This window comes from Geodermatophilus ruber, from assembly GCF_900114385.1.
GTDB lineage: Bacteria > Actinomycetota > Actinomycetes > Mycobacteriales > Geodermatophilaceae > Geodermatophilus > Geodermatophilus ruber.
Map to the genome: position 1 here is coordinate 220,461 of NZ_FOSW01000006.1, position 16,817 is coordinate 237,277.

Genomic DNA, 16,817 nt, shown 5'->3' on the forward strand with positions numbered 1-16,817 from the left:
GCCGTGCTCCGCTGCTCCGCTTGCTCCCGCGCCGGTTCGCCTGCGAACCGCCGGACGGATGCTGCATCATCACAGCCGCGGGACGGCGGGAGGCGGGCATGGCAGCGGAGCCGTTGGACCGGTTCCCGGCGGCGCGGACGTCGGACTGCGATGAAGCGCAGGCGGCGATGGCCGCGACGTTCCTGCCGCTGCGCCTGCGGATGCTCGAACCGCCGGGCCCCGACGGGGTGGACATGCGGCTGAACGCGCTCCGGGTCGCGGACGTGACGGTCGCCTACGCCCGGTTCGGTCGCGCCGTGGAGGTCGCCACGGCCGAGGCCGAGAACTACCACGTGGACCTGCCGATCTCCGGCTCGGCCCGCTTCCGTGCCGGCCGGCTGGAGCGCGTCGAGGGCACGCCCCGCCGCGCGGCGGTGTTCATGCCCGGGGAGTCCGCCGGCATCGACTGGAGCGGCGGCTGCGGGCAGTTCTGCCTGATGTTCCCTCGTGCGCAGCTGCAGGGGGAACTGGAGGCCATGCTGGACCGGCCGCTGGTCGAGCCGCTCGTCTTCGCCGAGACGATGGACGTCGATACCGACGCGGGTCGGTCCTGGCTGGACACGCTGTGGCTGGTCGAGCGCCAAGCGCGCCACGCGCACGGCCTGCTCGACCATCCCCTGGCTGCGTCCCACGTGGCGCAGGCACTCGCCGCCGGGTTGCTGCTCGCCCAGCCGCACAACTACACCGACGCCCTCGCCGGTCCGCGCCGCCCGGCCGCCCCGCCGGCGGTGCGCGAGGTGGTCGACCTCATCCACGCCCACCCCGAGCACCCGTGGACCACCGCGAGCCTGGCCCGCCGGGTGGCCGTGAGCGCGCGGAGCCTGCAGGAGGGGTTCGCGCGGTCCTACGGGGTCCCGCCGAGTGCGTACCTGCGGTCGGTGCGCCTCGACCGTGCGCACGCCGGACTGCAGGCGGCCGACCCGCACACCACGACGGTCGCGCGCGTCGCCGGCCGGTGGGGCTTCCTGTACCTGAGCCGGTTCGCGGCCGCCTACCGCGAGAAGTTCGGCGAGAACCCGTCGGCCACCCTGCGCCGGGCGTAGGGCGGCAGGTCCGCGCGAATCGCACCAAGCTCTGCGGTTTGCGCGTCGACCTCCCCGGCCCGCTGCCGTTGCATGGATGCCCTCAGCTCAGAACCGGCTGGAGCATCCCGATCGCGGCCCGTGCCCGGCCTCGGGGAGGCGGGCACGTGGCCGAGGACGGTGCGGCGGCGCGAGCGGCCACGGCTATCACCGAGATCGCGGATGAGCCGGCGCCGATCGCCGAGCGCGCCCGGCGGATCCTGCAGGTGCTCGACCCCGTGTTCAGCTACGACGCCGCCTCCATCGCGCTGCGGGACCCCGAGCGGCAGATCCGGATTCCGCTGGCCTCCGCCGGCGACGCCGCTGCGCTGCACGCCTACTGGGCCAGCGGTGGGGCCGACGCCGAACTGGCCCGGCTCGGGCTGAACCGGTTCGGGCCGCCGCTGCTGTCCACGGAGCTGTCCCCGCCCGCCGCCGAGACGGTGTACTGGCGCCGCTACCTGGCGCCGGCCGGCTTCCGCGGCGGCATCGACGCCGCCCTGTTCACCGCCGACGGACGGCACGTCGGGCACCTGACCGTGCTCACCGAGGCCGACGCCCCCACCCTCGCGGACCGGGACCTGACCGGCGCCCTCGCCCCGCTGATCGCGCGGGCGGTCGACCGGCTGCCCGCAATCCGCCTGTTCGCCGGGATCGTGCCCGACGTGTTCGCCGGGGTGGCGCTCACCCGGGCAGGCAACACCGTGCCCCTGCCGGGGCTCCCCATCGACCCGGTGCTCGCCGCCGGCTCCCCGGTGGTCGCCGAGGTGGTCGAGCGGCTGGCCGTCGGCGACCTGTACGCGACCTTCCTGCACCCCGCACCCGACGCCGGGGACGGAGCACTGCTGCGAGTCACCGCGCTCGACTGCAGCAACAAGACCACCGACCATCTGCGCGCCGCCGTCCTGCTCTCCCCGCAGCCGGATGTGCACGGCCTGTCCCGCCACGACCTGCAGGTCCTCGGCCTGATCGTGGCGGGCTGGGAGGACGACCGGCGCATCGCCGCCGCCCTGGACAGCACCCCCGAGGACGTCGCCGAGAGCGCCCGGCGGGGCATGCAGCTGCTGGGCACCCCATCGCGGACCGGCCTCGCCGTCCGCGCGCTGCGCGAGGGGCTGTTCCTCCCGCCACGCGCGCCCAGCGCCGCCGGGTGAACGGCCCCGAACAGGGAGGGGCTCGCCGCTCGGCGGGCTCTGAGTCGCCGCCCGCGAAGAGCGCGAGAAGCGGCGCCCGCCGGCTCGGAGCCGACCTGACGGGCCCCCTGTCGGTCACCTCCGGGTTCGTGAGAGGAGCCATCGCGGGGCTGGTGCTCCGCGCGGACGGCGGGAGCGAGGAGCTGCCGGGGCTGGGAGGCCATCCGCTGCTGGGCGTCGGCTCGCCGGCGCTGGCCGCCGCCCGCGCGCAGATCGACGCGGGCCGGGTCTACGCATCCTTCCTGTGGCCCCTCGGCGGCCGCCGCGCGGCGGGCGGGCACGCGCGCCTCACCGCAATGGGCCGGCCAGAGCAGGCACCGGCCGCGGTGAGCGGGCTGGTGGTGGTGTCCCCGCCGGGAGACCTGTGGGACCTCACTCCGCGCGAGCTGGAGGTACTGGGGCTGTTGATCGAGGGCCGCACGGCAGACGAGATCGCCCGCGCTCTGCTCCTCGTCCCACGCACCAGCGCCACGCACCTCCGGCGGATCCTCGGCAAGCTGTCGTCCCCGACCCCCACCCTCGCCGCGCTGCGTGCGGAGCGGGACGGCCTCTACGTCCCGCCTCGGATCGGAACTCCACGCCCGCGGCCGAAGCGGGCCTCGCACCATGACCCGAACGACAGGACGACTACGACAGGGGTACGTCGCAGGTCAGGGGGGCGGCCGGCCCTCCGGGACGCGAGCGGAGCGGCGGACGAACAGGGCCGGTGGCACGAACAGGCCCAGCCGCAGGGCCCGCGCGGCCGCGGCGGTGCGGGACCGCGCGGCCAGCTTCGCCCGCACGTGGTCCACGTGTCCGTCCACGGTGCGCCTCGTGATGCCCAGCGCCGCCGCGATCCGCTCGTTGGACGCCCCGGTGACCAGCAGCCCGAGCACCTGCAACTCCTGCGCGCTGAGCCCGTGCAGCTCCGCGACCGGGCCGGCGAGGACGACCGCGGTGGCCAGGCGTCGCACGTCCGGCGGGACGGCGAGCGCCGTGATCCGGAGGTGCGTCCCCGCTCCGTCGCCCGCCGCGGCGGCGCCCGTTGCGACGGGGAGCGGAGCGAGGAACGAGACCAGCGAACCCCCGTCGGCGAGCTGCGCGGTGGCGGCGGAGAGGACGCCGGAACCGGGGGTGAGCAGCCGGTGGCCGGGCAGGCCGGGCAGCGGCTGGACCGCTCCGGAGGGGGTCAGGACGGTCCCGGCCGTGGCGTGGTCCACCACGCGGGCGACCGCAGCGAGGGACCGCCACGGGTCCACGCCGGTCGCGATCGGCGTCGCGAGCAACCCGAGCAGGTCCCGGGCGGTATCGGTGATCCGGCCCGCGGCCTCGGTGTTCAGGCCCAGCAGTCCCAGGTAGTGCCCCTCGGCGGTGAACAACCCTGCGGCGACGCCGTCCCGGAACCCCGCCGGCTCCAGGTACTCCGCCCACCCGACCAGTTCCGACGGCGGGACCAGCAGGTCACCCAGCCGGACCGCCCGGTGCGACCGGCGCAGGCCGACCAGTTCGAGGTCGGCCAGCAGGGCCGGGCTGTCCAGGTAGTCGCGGACCCGCTCGTCGTAGCCGGAGCCGAAGAGGGTCGCGTGCGCGTCCTGGTCCGGTGACAGCAGGCTGATCGCGCCCGCGTCGAAGGGCACCACCTGCTGCAGGCGCGACAGCAGCGCCTCGGCGCGCACGGCAGGGCCACCCGGTTCGGCGGCGAGGCGGGTGAACTCCCGGAGGATCTCGGCTGGGCCCATCGACGTCCTTCGACACCCTGCACTCACGGCGGTGTCCCGGCGACGCTCGGGACGTCCACCTCCTGGCCACGTCTCAGCGCAGGTGGACCGCGATCGCACGGTGTCGTGCTGGGACGATCATCGCGCACCGCGAGGTGGGGCGCGACCGACCCGCCGGCCACCCGGTACCGCCCATCAATACCCGTAAAAATGCCTACCGTGTGCGCGTGCCGGCCCCGACGAGGGGTAACAGCCGCGCGGGGAGTGCCACCCCGCAACGGCGTGGAGCGGTCAAGCAGCGGCCCCCGTGCACGGAGCAGGCCAGCTGCTCCCCCTCCCCGCTCCCCGCTGAGAAGAGGCGCGGAGTGGAGAGCCACGGCGCTCCCTGATGCCGGAGCGGATCAGGCGCGGAGACGGGCGCGGAGCGCGGCCTGCTCGGCGGCGCCGAAGCCGTGCAGCTCCAGCCAGCCCATGTGCTGGTCCAGCAGCATGCCGATCACGAGCGCGAGCGGGTCTCGACCGAGCAACTCGTCGGCGACGTCGTCCTGGGCGATGCGGAGGGTCGGCACGCCAGAGATCGTGCTGTCCGGGATGGGGGCGTAGCGGCAGCAGCTGCCGGTCGTCACGGTGTTGCGCAGCAGCCGGGCCCCCGTACGGCCCGAGGACCTGCCGCGGATCTCGCAGTCGCAGTCCTCCGGTCCCGCGGTCAGACCGGCGGTTCGAGGCCCCCGCTGGACGACGACCCGCGCGAACGGCGACCGCCGATGGTCTGTGCGCGACGCCAGGGGGCCACGCCTTCGATCTCGATCTCCAGGGAGAAGCTGAGGAACGTACGAATCAACACGATGACGCCCAGGATCGCGACGTTCTCCACGGTGGGCGCCACGGCCACGGTGCGGACGAGGTCGGCGGCGACCAGGATCTCCAGCCCGAGCAGGATCACACCGCTGAAGGTCTCCCGGAGGAGCTGATACGCCGCCCGCCCGTCGTGGTGCTGCCACCAGGCACGGATGGCGACTGCGACCGACACGCCCAGGCCGCCGAGGAGCACCAGCGCACCGATCGCCTCGAACAGCTGCGCCACTCGGTCCATGACATCCAGGAACGTCATGTCGGCGCACTGTAGGAGGAATGCCGGGCTCCCGACGGTGCGCGCGACCGGCTGCTCGGTCCTCTCCGCGCTCAGTTCGCCGGGGCGGATGGCGCGACTGCGCCGGTCGTGCGCGTCCCGGGATCGTGCTCTGACACCACCGCTGCCCCCTTGCCTGACGACTCCGTGAACGGTCCGTGCGGGAGGTCGTCCGACGGCCGCCGCGGAGAGATTCCGCAGGCCTGGTGGGCACGCGACCAGCGCGCCTAGACTGCGGTCGCGGTCAGCAGTGGTCGTCCTGGCGGGCACCATGCGTCGCCCGACCTGGCGGCCGGCTGCGCAACGGTGTGGGGCCTTCGTGGCTGGGCCCGCGGACGTACCCCGGCTCAGCGGTCGAAAACGCGGGCCGCTGGGCCGCCGTCAGGAGGACGAGGCACCCCCGTTCCGGAGCTGTACCGGCGAACCATGCTTGCAGCCCGGTGGCTTGCATGGCGTTCCAGCCACCGCATCATGCCTCCGCGTTCCCCTCCGGCCTCTAGCCCGGCGGCTGGGGCGCCTGGCAGGGTTGGCCCCGAGCTGATCTCGTCGAACAGGCGCGAGAACCCTCCAGCACCCGGAGGCCGGGATGACGCGCCTGCCAGTGCCCTGGCGGCTGATCCTCGTCGTCGCCGCGGGATACGCCGCCGGGTCGATCACGTCCTTCGTGCTGTTCGAGTCCTCGAGCACGGGCGCGGTGCTGTTCCTGCCGGCCGGGGTCACCCTCTCCGCGTTGGTGCTCAGCGACCGGCGCCGGTGGCCGTGGATCCTGGCCACCGCCGCGTTCGTCGAGGTGGTCATCGACCGGGCCCAGGGCATCGGCCCGGTCGCCGCCTGGGCGTTCGCCCTGGCCAACACCGCCGAACCCCTCGTCGGCGCCCTGCTGCTGTGCCGGTTCGCCCCGGACCCCGACCTGAGCCGGCGCCGTGACCTCGGGGCTTTCCTGCTCTGCGGCGTGCTGGCCGGCCCGCTCGTGGGCGGGCTGATCGGTTCGCTGACCATCCACTGGTCGCAGGGGCCGGCCGTGCTCGACGGCCTCCTCCCGTTCTGGGCCGGGGACGGGCTCGGCGCGCTGACCGTGGGCGGGGCCGTGCTGACCTGGCGACTGGACCGGGGCCGGCCCGACGCCCCCGGCCCGGCCCGGCGCGCGCTGCTCCTCCTGCTGACTGCCGGGGTGACGGTGGCCGTCTTCTGGCCGGTCGTCATCCCGTTGGCGTACCTGACGATTCCCTGGCTCTTCTGGCTGGCCGTCCGGTACGGGGTCGCGGTCGTCACCGAGGCCGGTCTGGTGGTCGCGGTCACCGCCAACGTCATGACCGTGGTCGGGCGCGGACCGTGGGCGACGCTCAGCGACTCGCCGCGGAGGGAGGCCGCCGTCCTGCAGCTGTTCATCGCCGTGGCCGTCCTGAGCGCCTGGCTGCTGGCCGTCGAGATCGCCGAGCGGGAACGCGCCCGGTCGGTGTCCCGGCGGGAGGCCGCGGCGCGGCGCCGGGTGGAGGCCCTGCAGGAGGTGACCGCCGGGCTGGCGACCGCGGCGACCACCGACGCCATTGCCGAGGTGCTCGTCCGCTCCGGAATCGGCCTGCTGGCCGATTCGGGGGCCGTCGGGGTGATCGACCGGGAGCGCGCCCGGCTGCGGGTCTGGACCACGGCCGGGGACGGCGCGGCGGACCTGCCGCTGGACGATCCCTCACCCCTGGCGACCGCCCCCCGGCGCGGGGCGGCCGTCAGGGCGCGGTCGCCGGCCGCGCTGGCAGTGCCGGCCCGGGCCGCCGGCACCACGTTCGGGGCACTGGAGTTCCGGTTCACCGACGAGCACGCGATCGACGACGACGTCGCCGCGATGGCGCGGACGCTCGCCGAGCTCATGGCGCCGGCGCTGCACCGGGCGCGGCTGTACGAGGAGGAACGGGAGGCCGCCCACCAGCTGCAGCAGTCCTTCCTGCCCGTCGTGCCCGACCAGCTGCCCGGGGCGGAGTTCGCCGGCTGCTACCGCCCGGCCGACCAGCACCACGACATCGGCGGCGACTGGTACGACGCCTTCCCGCTGCCCGGCGGCCGCATCGGGTTCGCCGTCGGCGACGTCGTCGGCCACGACCTGCGCGCCGCCGCCGCGATGGGCCAGCTCCACTCGGCACTGAGCGCACTGGCCGCCGCGCCGCACGACGGCCCGGCCGGGGTCCTCGACGCGCTGGACCGGGCCTCGGCGAGCATCGCCGGCGCGGAACTCACCACCATCGGCTACGGCGAGTACGACCCGGCCACCTGCCGACTGCACTACGCCTGCGCAGGCCACCCACCCCCGCTGCTGGTCACCGACCACCACGCCCAGTTCCTCACCGGCGGGCGGTCCCGTCCGCTGGCCGCCGCAGCCGGCCCGCGCTCGGAGGCCACCGTCGACGTCCCGCCCGGTTCGATGCTGCTCTGGTACTCCGACGGCCTCGTCGAACGGCGCGACGCCGATCTCGACACCGGCCTGGGCCACTTGACGTCGATCGCCTCCCGCCTCGACGGCGCCCACCCACGGACCTGGTGCGACGCCCTGATGCGCGAGCTGACCGGCGGCCAGCGGCTGCACGACGACGTGGTGCTCATCTGTCTGCGGCTGCAGCCGTCCGCGCCTGACGCCGCCGGCCCGCAGGCCGTGTCGCTGGAGGCCGGCAGGGTGCCGTCCCTTCTGCGTGGACCACCCGACCTGGCCCGCCCGCAGCAGCCGGCGCCGAACCCCCGCCAGTCAGTACCGGGCCACCACGATCAGCAGTGAGCCGACCCGGTTCCCGCGCCGGCCGTGCTCACGTCGCTGCTGCCAGGTCGGACCTGGTCGACGGCGGCGTCCTGGGTGAGGAGGGGTCGGCACGGGGTGGCTCCTGCCCGGCGGCGAGGATGGGCCGGTGCGCGCGGTGGTCAGCAGGGTCGGGGCAGCGACCGTCACGGTGGACGGCGGGGTGGTCGGCGAGATCGGCCCGGGGCTGCTGGCGCTGGTCGGTGTGGGCCGCGACGACGACGCCGACCGCGCCCGGGCGCTGGCGCGCAAGGTGCAGGAGCTGCGCGTCTTCCCCGCCGAGGAGGGGGAACGGTCGGTGGCCGACCTGGGGCTCCCGGTGCTGGTGGTCAGCCAGTTCACCCTCTACGCCGACACCCGCAAGGGCCGCCGTCCCTCCTGGCAGGACGCCGCCCCCGGTGAGCTGGCCGAGCCCCTGGTGGACGAGGTCGTCGCCGAGCTGCGCCGGCGGGGAACAGAGGTGGCCACCGGGGTGTTCGGTGCGAAGATGGTGATCTCCGCGGTGCACGACGGTCCGATGACCTTGCTGCTGGAGGTCTGATCCACGTCACGGCGGGGTATCACCGCGTGACGCAACACACGTCCTGTGCGTTTGCTGTGAAACCGGCATTCGTGGAACACCCGAGCTGGTCGGAGCCGTTGTTCAGGACGTATCACACCGGACGAAGCGAGGGCCTGATCGGCCACCCCGGGGCCCTCGCCCATGACGCCCGGATGCACCGGCCCGCCGATCCTGGGCCGGGTGCATCCGACACGAAGGCAAGGACGAAGACAGACCGTGACGCTGCTGCAGTCTTCCCCCACCGACACCCTCGAGGTGCGTTCGCGCTCGGCGCGGCGTGAGCCGGACACCAGTGGTCTGGTCTCCACCGACCTGGTGCGCGTGTACCTCAACACGATCGGCAAGACCGCGCTGCTCACCGCCGAGCAGGAGGTCGAGCTCTCCAAGCGGATCGAGGCCGGCCTCTACGCCGAGCGTCTGCTCGCCGAGAAGCAGGGCCTGTCCCCCAGCTACCAGCGCGACTACAAGGCGCTGGCGATCGACGGCAAGGCCGCCAAGCGGCACCTGCTGGAGGCCAACCTCCGGCTGGTGGTCTCGGTGGCCAAGCGCTACACCGGCCACGGCATGACGTTCCTGGACCTGATCCAGGAGGGCAACGTCGGGCTGATCCGCGCCGTCGAGAAGTTCGACTACACCAAGGGCTTCAAGTTCTCGACCTACGCGACGTGGTGGATCCGCCAGGCCATCACGCGTGCGATGGCCGACTCCGGCCGCACCATCCGGCTGCCCGTGCACCTCGCCGAGCAGGTCAACAAGGTGGTGCGCACCCGGCGCCGGATCCACCAGGAGCTGGAGCGGGAGCCCACGGCCGAGGAGCTGGGTCTCGAGCTCGACATGACCCCGGAGCGGATCACCGAGCTGCTCGAGTACAGCCGCGACCTGGTCAGCCTCGACCAGACCGTCGGTGCCGACGAGGAGTCCCGGCTCGGTGACTTCATCGAGGACGCCGACGCCGCGGTCGCCGAGGACGCCGTCGCCTTCCAGATGATGAAGGGCGACGTCCGCAACGTGCTGTCGACGCTGGAGGAGCGGGAGCGCGACGTCGTCGTGCTGCGCTTCGGCCTCGACGGCGGCCAGCCGCGGACGCTCGAGCAGATCGGCAAGCAGTTCGGGCTCTCCCGCGAGCGGGTGCGCCAGATCGAGCGCGAGACGATGGCCAAGCTCCGCGACCCGGAGCGGGCCGACGCCCTGCGCGACTACCTGGCCTGACAAACCCCCCTGCCCCCCGCCACTCGCACGCTCGCGGCGGGACCCTGCAGGGGGCCGAGAGCCCGTCACCTTCGCGGTGGCGGGCTCTCGCCGTCTCTAGACCCCGGGGGCGCGCATCCGCCGGGGGCCCGGCTCCACCCGCGCCGTCGGGGGCCCGACCCGCACGGTGGCGCCGGCGACGACCAGGGAGCGCCCGCCGTGCCAGGGATGGGCCGGGCCGACGATCACCGGCTCGAGGGCCAGCTGCAGCACCTCGGGCAGGTCGTCGGCCAGCCGGGCGACCCGCAGCAGCAGCTCCTCCAGGGCGGCGACGTCGACCGGCTCGGAGCCCCGGTAGCCGTTCAGCAGCGGCCAGGCGCGCGGCGCCCGGACCAGCTCGGCGGCGTCGAGGTCGGTGAGCGGGAGGGTGCGGTAGGCGCGGTCGCCGAGCAGGTCGGTGGCGACCCCGCCGAGCCCGAAGCTGACCAGCGCGCCGAAGGACGGGTCGTCGACGACCTCCACGACGGTGGCCACGCCGGGTGCGGCCATCTCCTGGACGATCACCGGGTCGCCGGACGGGATCGCCGCGAACGCCGAGCGCACCGCGTCGGCGTCGAGGAGGTCGAGCCGGACCCCGCCCAGATCCGAGCGGTGCCGCAGCCAGGGCGCGGTCGACTTGAGCACCACCGGGTAGCCGATCTGCTCGGCCGCGGCCACGGCCGCCTCCGCGTCGGTGACGGTGCGCGTGTCCAGCAGCGGCACGCCGTAGGCGGCCAGCAGCGCGATCGTCTCGTCGTCGGTCAGCCCCCGGCCCTGGGGAGCCTCGGCCAGCGCGCCGAGCACGACCGACCGTGCGGCCTGCTCGTCGATGTCGGGCAGCTCGGGCTGCTGGCCGACCGGGCGGCGCCGCCAGCGGGCGTACCGGGCCACCCTGGCCAGCGCGATCACCGCCCGCTCCGGGGTGGAGAAGGACGGCACCGAACCGCGGGCCGGCGTCCCGTCCTCCCCCGGGACGGCGAGCTCGGGCGGGATCCCCTCGGTGGAGAGGAAGGTGGCCACGACCGGCTTGCCCGCGCCTCCTGCCACGTCCAGCAGCGCCCGGCCGAACTCGGCCGATCCGCGGGTCACCGGCGGGAGGAAGACCGCGACGACGGCGTCCACCCCGTCGTCGTCGACCGCCTCCTGCAGCGCCGCCCGGAACTCCTCGGCCGACCCGCCGGCGCCGATGTCGACCGGCGCCTCGTGGGCCAACTGCAGCCCCTCCTCGAGGACGGCGTCGGTGACCAGCACCCCCATCGCGGTGGAGTTCCCCACCACCGCGACCCGGTCGCCGGCGGGCAGCGGCTGGTGGGCCAGCAGCGTGGCGACGTCGAACAGCTGGGGCAGCGTGTCCACCCGGATGACACCGGCCGAGGCGAACAGCGCCGCCACCGACTCCTCGGGCACCGCCACCGACGTACCGGCCAGGCCCTCGGTCATCCGGACGTGCCGGCCGCTCTTCACCGCGACCACCGGCTTGGTGCGCCCCACCCGGCGGGCGAGGCGGGCGAACTTGCGCGGGTTGCCGAAGCTCTCCAGGTGCAGCAGCACGACCTCGGTGCCCGGGTCGGTGGCCCAGTACTGCAGCAGGTCGTTGCCGCTGACGTCGGCGCGGTTGCCGGCCGAGACGAAGCTGGACAGGCCGATGTTGCGGCTGCGCGCCTGCTCGAGCAGGGCCACGCCCAGCGCCCCGGACTGGGCGAAGAAGCCGACCCGCCCACGGCCGGGGATCTTCGGGGCGAGGCTGGCGTTCAGCCGCACCGCCGGGTCGGTGGAGACGATGCCCAGGCAGTTGGGGCCGACCACCCGCATGCCCGAGGCGCGGGCGGCCGCGACCAGCTGCCGCTCCGCCCGCCGTCCCGCGGGGCCGGATTCACCGAACCCGCCGGAGATCACCACCAGGCCGCGTACCCGCTTGCGCCGGCAGGCCTCCACGACGTCGGCGATCTCGTCGGCCGGCACGGCCAGCACGGCCAGGTCCACGTCGTCGGGGATGGCCTCGATGTCCGCGTAGGCGGGCACTCCGCGCACGTGCCGCGTGCCGGGGTTGACCGGGTAGAGCGGGCCGCGGAAGCCGTAGTCGAGCAGGTGCCGCAGGACGGCGTGGCCGATCTTGCCCTCGTCGTTGCTGGCGCCGACCACGGCGACCGAGGACGGGGTGAGCAGCCGGGCGATCGACCGGGACTCGCTGCGCTGCTCCCGCTCGTACACCACCGCCAGCGCCGTCTCGGTGGGCGCGATCGGGAAGGTGAGGTGGACGACGCCGTCCTCGTAGGAGCGCTCCGGCGTGTACCCGGCGTCGAGGAAGACCCGCACCATCCGGTTGTTCTGCGCCAGCACCTCGGCGACGAAGCGCTGGATGCCCCGCTCCCGGGCGGCGGCGGCGAGGTGCTCCAGCAGGACCGAGCCCAGGCCGCGGCCCTGGTGGGCGTCCTCGATGAGGAAGGCGACCTCGGCGTCGTCGGTGCCCGGGTACCGGTCGTAGCGGCCCACCCCGATGATCTGGTCGCCGAGCACCAGGACGAAGGCCACCCGCGCGTCGTGGTCGACGTGGGTGAAGCGGTGCAGGTCCCGCTCCGAGAGCCGCTTCATCGGGCCGAAGAAGCGGTAGTAGCGGGTCTGGTCGGAGCTGCGGTCCATGAGGCCGACCAGGTCCTCGGCATCGCCGGGCCGGATGGGGCGCAGGTGCACCGTCCCGCCGTCGGCGGCGATGATGTCGGCCTCCCAGTGCGCCGGCGGGGCCGGCGGCTCGGTGACCTCCTCGGCGGGAGCGGATGCGGTCCGGGTCTGCTGCTCAGTCACGGGGGTCGTCCGGGTCGAGTCCGAAGTAGGGGAAGGCCGCCCTGCGGGTGCGGGAGATGGCGCGGTCGACGCGGGACTCGGTGAACGGGTCCCAGCGGGTGAAGCCGGTGTACCCGCCCTCGGTCATGTGCGTGGGCGGCCGGGCCCGCAGCCCGCGCCGGACGACGTCCTCGCGCCAGGACTCCGGGATCTCGGTGGCCGGGTCCAGCCGGGCGCCGGCGGCCTCGGCGATCAGGTGCGTCCAGGCCCGGGGCACGCAGCGCACCAGCCCGTACCCGCCGCCGCCGAGGGCGACCCAGCGGCCGTCGGAGACCTCGTGGGCCAGGTCGTGCAGCGCGCGGTAGCTGGCCCGCTGGCCGTCGACGGTGAGGGCGAGGTCGGCCAGCGGGTCCTCGTGGTGGGCGTCGCAGCCGCACTGGGTCACCAGGATCTCCGGCTGGAAGGCACGCACCACGCTGGGCACGACCGCGTGGAAGGCGCGCAGCCAGGCGGAGTCGTCGGTGCCGTTGGGCAGGGCCAGGTTGACCGCGCTGCCGAGGGCCTGCTCCGGATCGCCGGTCTCCTCGGGGTAGCCGGTGCCCGGGAACAGGGTCAGCGGGGTCTGGTGGACGCTGACGGTGAGCACCCGCGGGTCCTCGTAGAAGGCCGCCTGCACCCCGTCGCCGTGGTGGACGTCGACGTCGACGTAGGCGATCCGCTGGTGGCCCTGGTCCAGCAGCCAGCGGATGGCCACGGCGGCGTCGTTGAACACGCAGAACCCCGAGGCCCGGTCGCGCATCGCGTGGTGCAGGCCGCCGGAGATGTTCACCGCGTGCTGGGCGCGGCCGCTGTGCACCTGCTGCGCGGCGAGGACGCTGCCGCCGGTGATCAGCGCGGCGGCGTCGTACATCCCCTCGAAGATCGGGTTGTCCATCGTGCCCAGGCCGAACCCGACGTCGGGGTCGGCCGGCGCCCGCTTCACCGCCTCCAGGTAGGCGGGGTCGTGCACCCGGGTCAGGACGTCGACGTCGGCCGGGGTCGGCCGCAGGAGCTCCACCCGGTCGCTGGCGAGGACCCCGAGGGAGTCGGCCAGCCGCATGGTGAGGTCCAGCCGCACCGGATGGAGCGGGTGGTCGCCGCCCATCGTGTAGCCGAGCAGCGCGTCGTCCCAGACGACGGCGATCGAGTCGCTCACCGGCCCTCCTCGCTGATCCTCGCCGGCGCGGGCGGTGCGAACCACCAGCGGCCGGAGGCCCACTTCCGGGGCGACGCTACCGCCCGCCCGGCCCGATCCGCCCCGCCGCGTGACCCGTCGCACGCACCCCGTCCCCGTACGATGGGGGCGACACGGAGGAGACCTGTGAACGACCTCATCGACACCACCGAGATGTACCTCCGGACGATCTTCGAGCTGGAGGAGGAGGGCATCGTCCCCCTCCGCGCACGCATCGCCGAGCGGCTGCACCAGAGCGGCCCGACGGTGAGCCAGACGGTCGCCCGGATGGAGCGCGACGGGCTGCTGACCGTGCAGGGCGACCGGCACCTGCAGCTCTCCGAGGAGGGCCGGGCGCTGGCCACCGCCGTCATGCGCAAGCACCGGCTGGCCGAGTGCCTGCTCGTCGACGTCATCGGCCTGGACTACGCCGACGTCCACGACGAGGCGTGCCGCTGGGAGCACGTCATGAGCGAGGCCGTCGAGCGCAAGCTGCTCACGCTGCTGGGCAACCCCACCGTGTCGCCGTTCGGCAACCCCATCCCCGGGCTCGACGCCCTGGGCGGGGAGACCTCGGCGGTGCTGGACGCGCTGACGCTGCTGTCGACCACCGCCACGCCGGAGGGGCGCCGGGTGGAGATCAAGCGGATCAGCGAGCAGCTGCAGGAGGACGCCGAGCTGATGCGCACGCTGGCCGACCAGGGCGTGCGCCCCGGCGCGGCCGTCGTGGCCCAGCTGGTCGCTGGTTCGGTCCGCCTCGATGGGCAGATGCTGCCGGCCGGAGTGGCGCAGCACGTGTTCGTCAGCGCGCTCGACGAGGACCGCACCCCCGCCGAGGCCGCGGCCCAGCTCTGAGCAACGCCCGGTCGAGGAGGCCGCAGCCCCGGCGGGCTGCGGCCTCCTCGCGTTCTCGCCGGGCCTGGGCCACCGCCGCGGCCGGCGGGCGGGCTGACTAGCGTGGCCGGCGACGTCCCCGCCCGCGCCAGCCGCGAGAGAAGGCCCCCGGTGAGCGAACCCGCTGCTGCTTCCGTGCCCGACGAGCCCCCCGCCCCCAGCGCGTTCCACCGGCTGGCCGACTTCGTGGCGCTGCCCCGCCTGGGCGGGCTGGCCCTGTCGGCCGACGGCCGCCGGCTGGCGGTCGGTGTGCAGACGCTCGACCCCGAGCGCACCAAGTGGCAGTCCGCCCTGTGGGAGATCGACCCGGAGGGACGCCGGCCCGCGCGCCGGCTCACCCGCAGCGCTCCCGGGGAGTCCTCGCCGGCCTTCGCACCCGACGGGTCGCTGCTGTTCACCTCCGCCCGCCCCGATCCCTCGGCCAAGCCCGACGGGGAGGACCCCCGGCCCGCGCTGTGGACCCTGCCGGCCGACGGCGGTGAGGCCCGGCCGGTGGTCACCCACCCCGGGGGGATCGGTGGCTTCACCGTTGCCGCGGACTCCGGGGAGGTGGTCGTGGTGGCCGCGACCATGCCGGGCGCCGCCGAACCCGCCGCCGACGCGGCGCGGCGCAAGCGGCGCAAGGAGGCCGGGGTCACCGCGATCCTGCACGAGGCGTACCCGGTGCGGCACTGGGACGCCGACCTCGGACCCGCCGCACCGCACCACTTCTGGGCCGGGCGGCTGCCGGTCGAGCCGCCGGCCGGGGCCTCGCCGGAGCCGGCCGCGCTGCGCGACCTGACGCCCGACGTCACACCCCCGGACGGTGCCGGCGAGGAGGTGGCGCTCTCCCCCGACGGCCGGCTGCTGGTCCGCGCCGAGGAGCTGCCCGACGGCCCGGCCGGGCGGCGGCAGCGGCTGGTGCTGGTCGACACGGCCGACGGGGCATCGCGCGTGCTGGTCGACGACCCGCTGGCCGACGTCTACGCCGCCCGCTTCTCCCCCGACGGCGCCAGCGTGGTGTGCGTGCGGGAGTCGATGTCCAGCTACGAGGAGCCGCCGGACCACACGCTGCTGCTGGTGGACGTGGCCTCCGGCGCGGCGCACGACCTCACCCCGGGCTTCGACCGCTGGCCCAGCGCGCCGCAGTTCGGTGCCGACGGGCGGTCGGTCTACTTCCTCGCCGACGACGACGGGCGGCACGCGGTCTTCCGGGTACCCGTCGACGGTGGGGCTCCGGTCCGGCTGACCACCGACGGTGCCTACAGCGACCTGCAGGTGGCCCGGGACGGCAGCGCCCTCTACGCCCTGCGGGCGGCGTTCGACCACCCGCCGGTCCCCGTGCGGCTGGACCCTGAGGCGACCGGCCAGCACCCCGACCCGCTGCCCCACCCCGGCGCCGTCGGCCCGCTGCCGGGCACGCTGCAGGAGGTGGAGACCACCGCCGCCGACGGCACCCGGGTGCAGTCGTGGCTGGTGCTGCCCGAGGGCGCCTCCGCCGACGCCCCGGCCCCGCTGCTGCTGTGGATCCACGGCGGCCCGCTGATGAGCTGGAACTCCTGGTCGTGGCGGTGGAACCCGTGGATCATGGCCGCCCGTGGGTACGCCGTCCTGCTGCCCAACCCGGCCCTGTCGCAGGGCTTCGGGCAGGACTTCGTCCGCCGGGGCTGGGGGTCGTGGGGCGAGGCGCCCTACACCGATCTGATGGCGGCGGTCGACGCCGCGGAGCAGCGGCCCGACATCGACGCCACCCGCACCGCGGCGATGGGCGGCTCCTTCGGCGGCTACATGGCCAACTGGATCGCCACCCAGACCGACCGGTTCCGCGCGATCGTCACCCACGCCAGCCTGTGGGACATGGACTCGTTCATCGGGACCACGGACGCGGCCTACTACTGGGAGAAGGAGTGGGGCGACCCGCGGCAGCAGCCGAAGCGGTACGAGCAGAACTCGCCGCACCGCTTCGCCGACGCCATCCGGACGCCGATGCTGGTGATCCACGGCGACCGCGACTACCGCGTGCCGATCGGCGAGGCGCTGCGGCTCTGGTACGACCTGCAGAAGCGCGGGGTGCCGTCGAAGTACCTCTACTTCCCCGACGAGAACCACTGGGTGCTGACGCCAGGAAACGCGTCCGTGTGGTACGAGACGGTGCTGTCCTTCCTGGCCGAGCACGTGCTGGGGGAGGACTGGCAGCGCCCCGAGCTCCTGTAGGCGGCCGGGTACACCTGCTGACCCCGTGCCGGGTGAGGACCGGCAACGC

General features: G+C 74.7%; 12 protein-coding genes and 1 pseudogene. 8 read left to right on the forward strand and 5 right to left on the reverse strand.

Annotated features, from left to right (window positions below):
• The first annotated feature begins 98 nt into the window (after positions 1 to 98).
• The 3 genes and pseudogenes from BMZ50_RS12040 to BMZ50_RS25265 all read left to right on the forward strand — a co-directional run.
• A complete protein-coding gene (locus BMZ50_RS12040) occupies positions 99 to 1,082 on the forward strand; it encodes an AraC family transcriptional regulator (RefSeq protein ID WP_143087161.1) in 984 nt (327 codons plus the stop codon).
• Positions 1,083 to 1,228: 146 nt separating this feature from the next.
• Positions 1,229 to 2,254 (forward strand): helix-turn-helix domain-containing protein, encoded by a 1,026-nt coding sequence (locus BMZ50_RS12045; protein ID WP_091324643.1) that lies wholly within the window; start codon positions 1,229 to 1,231, stop codon positions 2,252 to 2,254.
• Positions 2,255 to 2,589: 335 nt separating this feature from the next.
• A pseudogene (locus BMZ50_RS25265) lies at positions 2,590 to 2,784 on the forward strand (helix-turn-helix domain-containing protein); the annotation flags it as partial.
• Between the two features lie 159 nt (positions 2,785 to 2,943).
• On the opposite strand, the gene BMZ50_RS12055 reads toward BMZ50_RS25265, so the two are convergent.
• The 3 genes from BMZ50_RS12055 to BMZ50_RS12060 form a co-directional block, all read right to left on the reverse strand.
• Positions 2,944 to 4,011 carry a helix-turn-helix transcriptional regulator gene (locus tag BMZ50_RS12055; RefSeq protein WP_091324645.1) on the reverse strand — a complete coding sequence of 356 codons (1,068 nt, stop codon included), beginning with the start codon at positions 4,009 to 4,011 and terminating at the stop codon, positions 2,944 to 2,946.
• 380 nt (positions 4,012 to 4,391) lie between these two features.
• Complete coding sequence (locus BMZ50_RS24765; RefSeq protein ID WP_245753596.1) at positions 4,392 to 4,559, reverse strand: hypothetical protein; 168 nt, start codon at positions 4,557 to 4,559, stop codon at positions 4,392 to 4,394.
• Between the two features lie 137 nt (positions 4,560 to 4,696).
• Positions 4,697 to 5,101, reverse strand: coding sequence for a DUF1622 domain-containing protein (locus tag BMZ50_RS12060; RefSeq protein ID WP_091324647.1), 405 nt, complete (start codon positions 5,099 to 5,101; stop codon positions 4,697 to 4,699).
• A 604-nt stretch (positions 5,102 to 5,705) separates the two neighbouring features.
• Here BMZ50_RS12060 and BMZ50_RS12065 point away from each other — a divergent pair.
• From BMZ50_RS12065 to sigB, 3 genes are all read left to right on the forward strand, one after another.
• Positions 5,706 to 7,880 (forward strand): SpoIIE family protein phosphatase, encoded by a 2,175-nt coding sequence (locus BMZ50_RS12065; protein ID WP_091324650.1) that lies wholly within the window; start codon positions 5,706 to 5,708, stop codon positions 7,878 to 7,880.
• Positions 7,881 to 8,007: 127 nt separating this feature from the next.
• Positions 8,008 to 8,439 (forward strand): D-aminoacyl-tRNA deacylase, encoded by a 432-nt coding sequence (gene dtd, locus BMZ50_RS12070; protein WP_091324652.1) that lies wholly within the window; start codon positions 8,008 to 8,010, stop codon positions 8,437 to 8,439.
• A 237-nt stretch (positions 8,440 to 8,676) separates the two neighbouring features.
• Complete coding sequence (gene sigB, locus BMZ50_RS12075) at positions 8,677 to 9,669, forward strand: RNA polymerase sigma factor SigB (protein ID WP_091324655.1); 993 nt, start codon at positions 8,677 to 8,679, stop codon at positions 9,667 to 9,669.
• Between the two features lie 96 nt (positions 9,670 to 9,765).
• Here sigB and BMZ50_RS12080 read toward each other — a convergent pair whose 3' ends face one another.
• Together BMZ50_RS12080 and BMZ50_RS12085 are read right to left on the reverse strand one after the other, a co-directional pair.
• Positions 9,766 to 12,489, reverse strand: a complete 2,724-nt coding sequence (locus BMZ50_RS12080; protein WP_091324657.1) for a bifunctional acetate--CoA ligase family protein/GNAT family N-acetyltransferase — start codon at positions 12,487 to 12,489, stop codon at positions 9,766 to 9,768.
• A complete protein-coding gene (locus BMZ50_RS12085; RefSeq protein ID WP_091324659.1) occupies positions 12,482 to 13,663 on the reverse strand; it encodes an acetoin utilization protein AcuC in 1,182 nt (393 codons plus the stop codon). Before BMZ50_RS12085 ends, BMZ50_RS12080 begins: the two co-directional genes overlap by 8 nt.
• Before the next feature lie 165 nt (positions 13,664 to 13,828).
• Between BMZ50_RS12085 and BMZ50_RS12090 the strand changes: the two genes are divergently transcribed.
• Both BMZ50_RS12090 and BMZ50_RS12095 read left to right on the forward strand, forming a co-directional pair.
• Positions 13,829 to 14,536, forward strand: coding sequence for an iron-dependent transcriptional repressor DtxR (locus tag BMZ50_RS12090; RefSeq protein ID WP_091324661.1), 708 nt, complete (start codon positions 13,829 to 13,831; stop codon positions 14,534 to 14,536).
• A 150-nt stretch (positions 14,537 to 14,686) separates the two neighbouring features.
• Positions 14,687 to 16,768, forward strand: a complete 2,082-nt coding sequence (locus BMZ50_RS12095; RefSeq protein ID WP_091324664.1) for a S9 family peptidase — start codon at positions 14,687 to 14,689, stop codon at positions 16,766 to 16,768.
• Positions 16,769 to 16,817 lie beyond the last annotated feature (49 nt).

Excerpts from the sequence above, each read along its gene's own strand:
- BMZ50_RS12040 (WP_143087161.1), top strand. The coding sequence starts at position 99 with ATGGCAGCGGAGCCGTTGGACCGGTTCCCGGCGGCGCGGACGTCGGAC.
- BMZ50_RS12055 (WP_091324645.1), bottom strand. The coding sequence starts at position 4,011 with ATGGGCCCAGCCGAGATCCTCCGGGAGTTCACCCGCCTCGCCGCCGAA.
- BMZ50_RS12060 (WP_091324647.1), bottom strand. The coding sequence starts at position 5,101 with ATGACGTTCCTGGATGTCATGGACCGAGTGGCGCAGCTGTTCGAGGCG.
- BMZ50_RS12065 (WP_091324650.1), top strand. The coding sequence starts at position 5,706 with ATGACGCGCCTGCCAGTGCCCTGGCGGCTGATCCTCGTCGTCGCCGCG.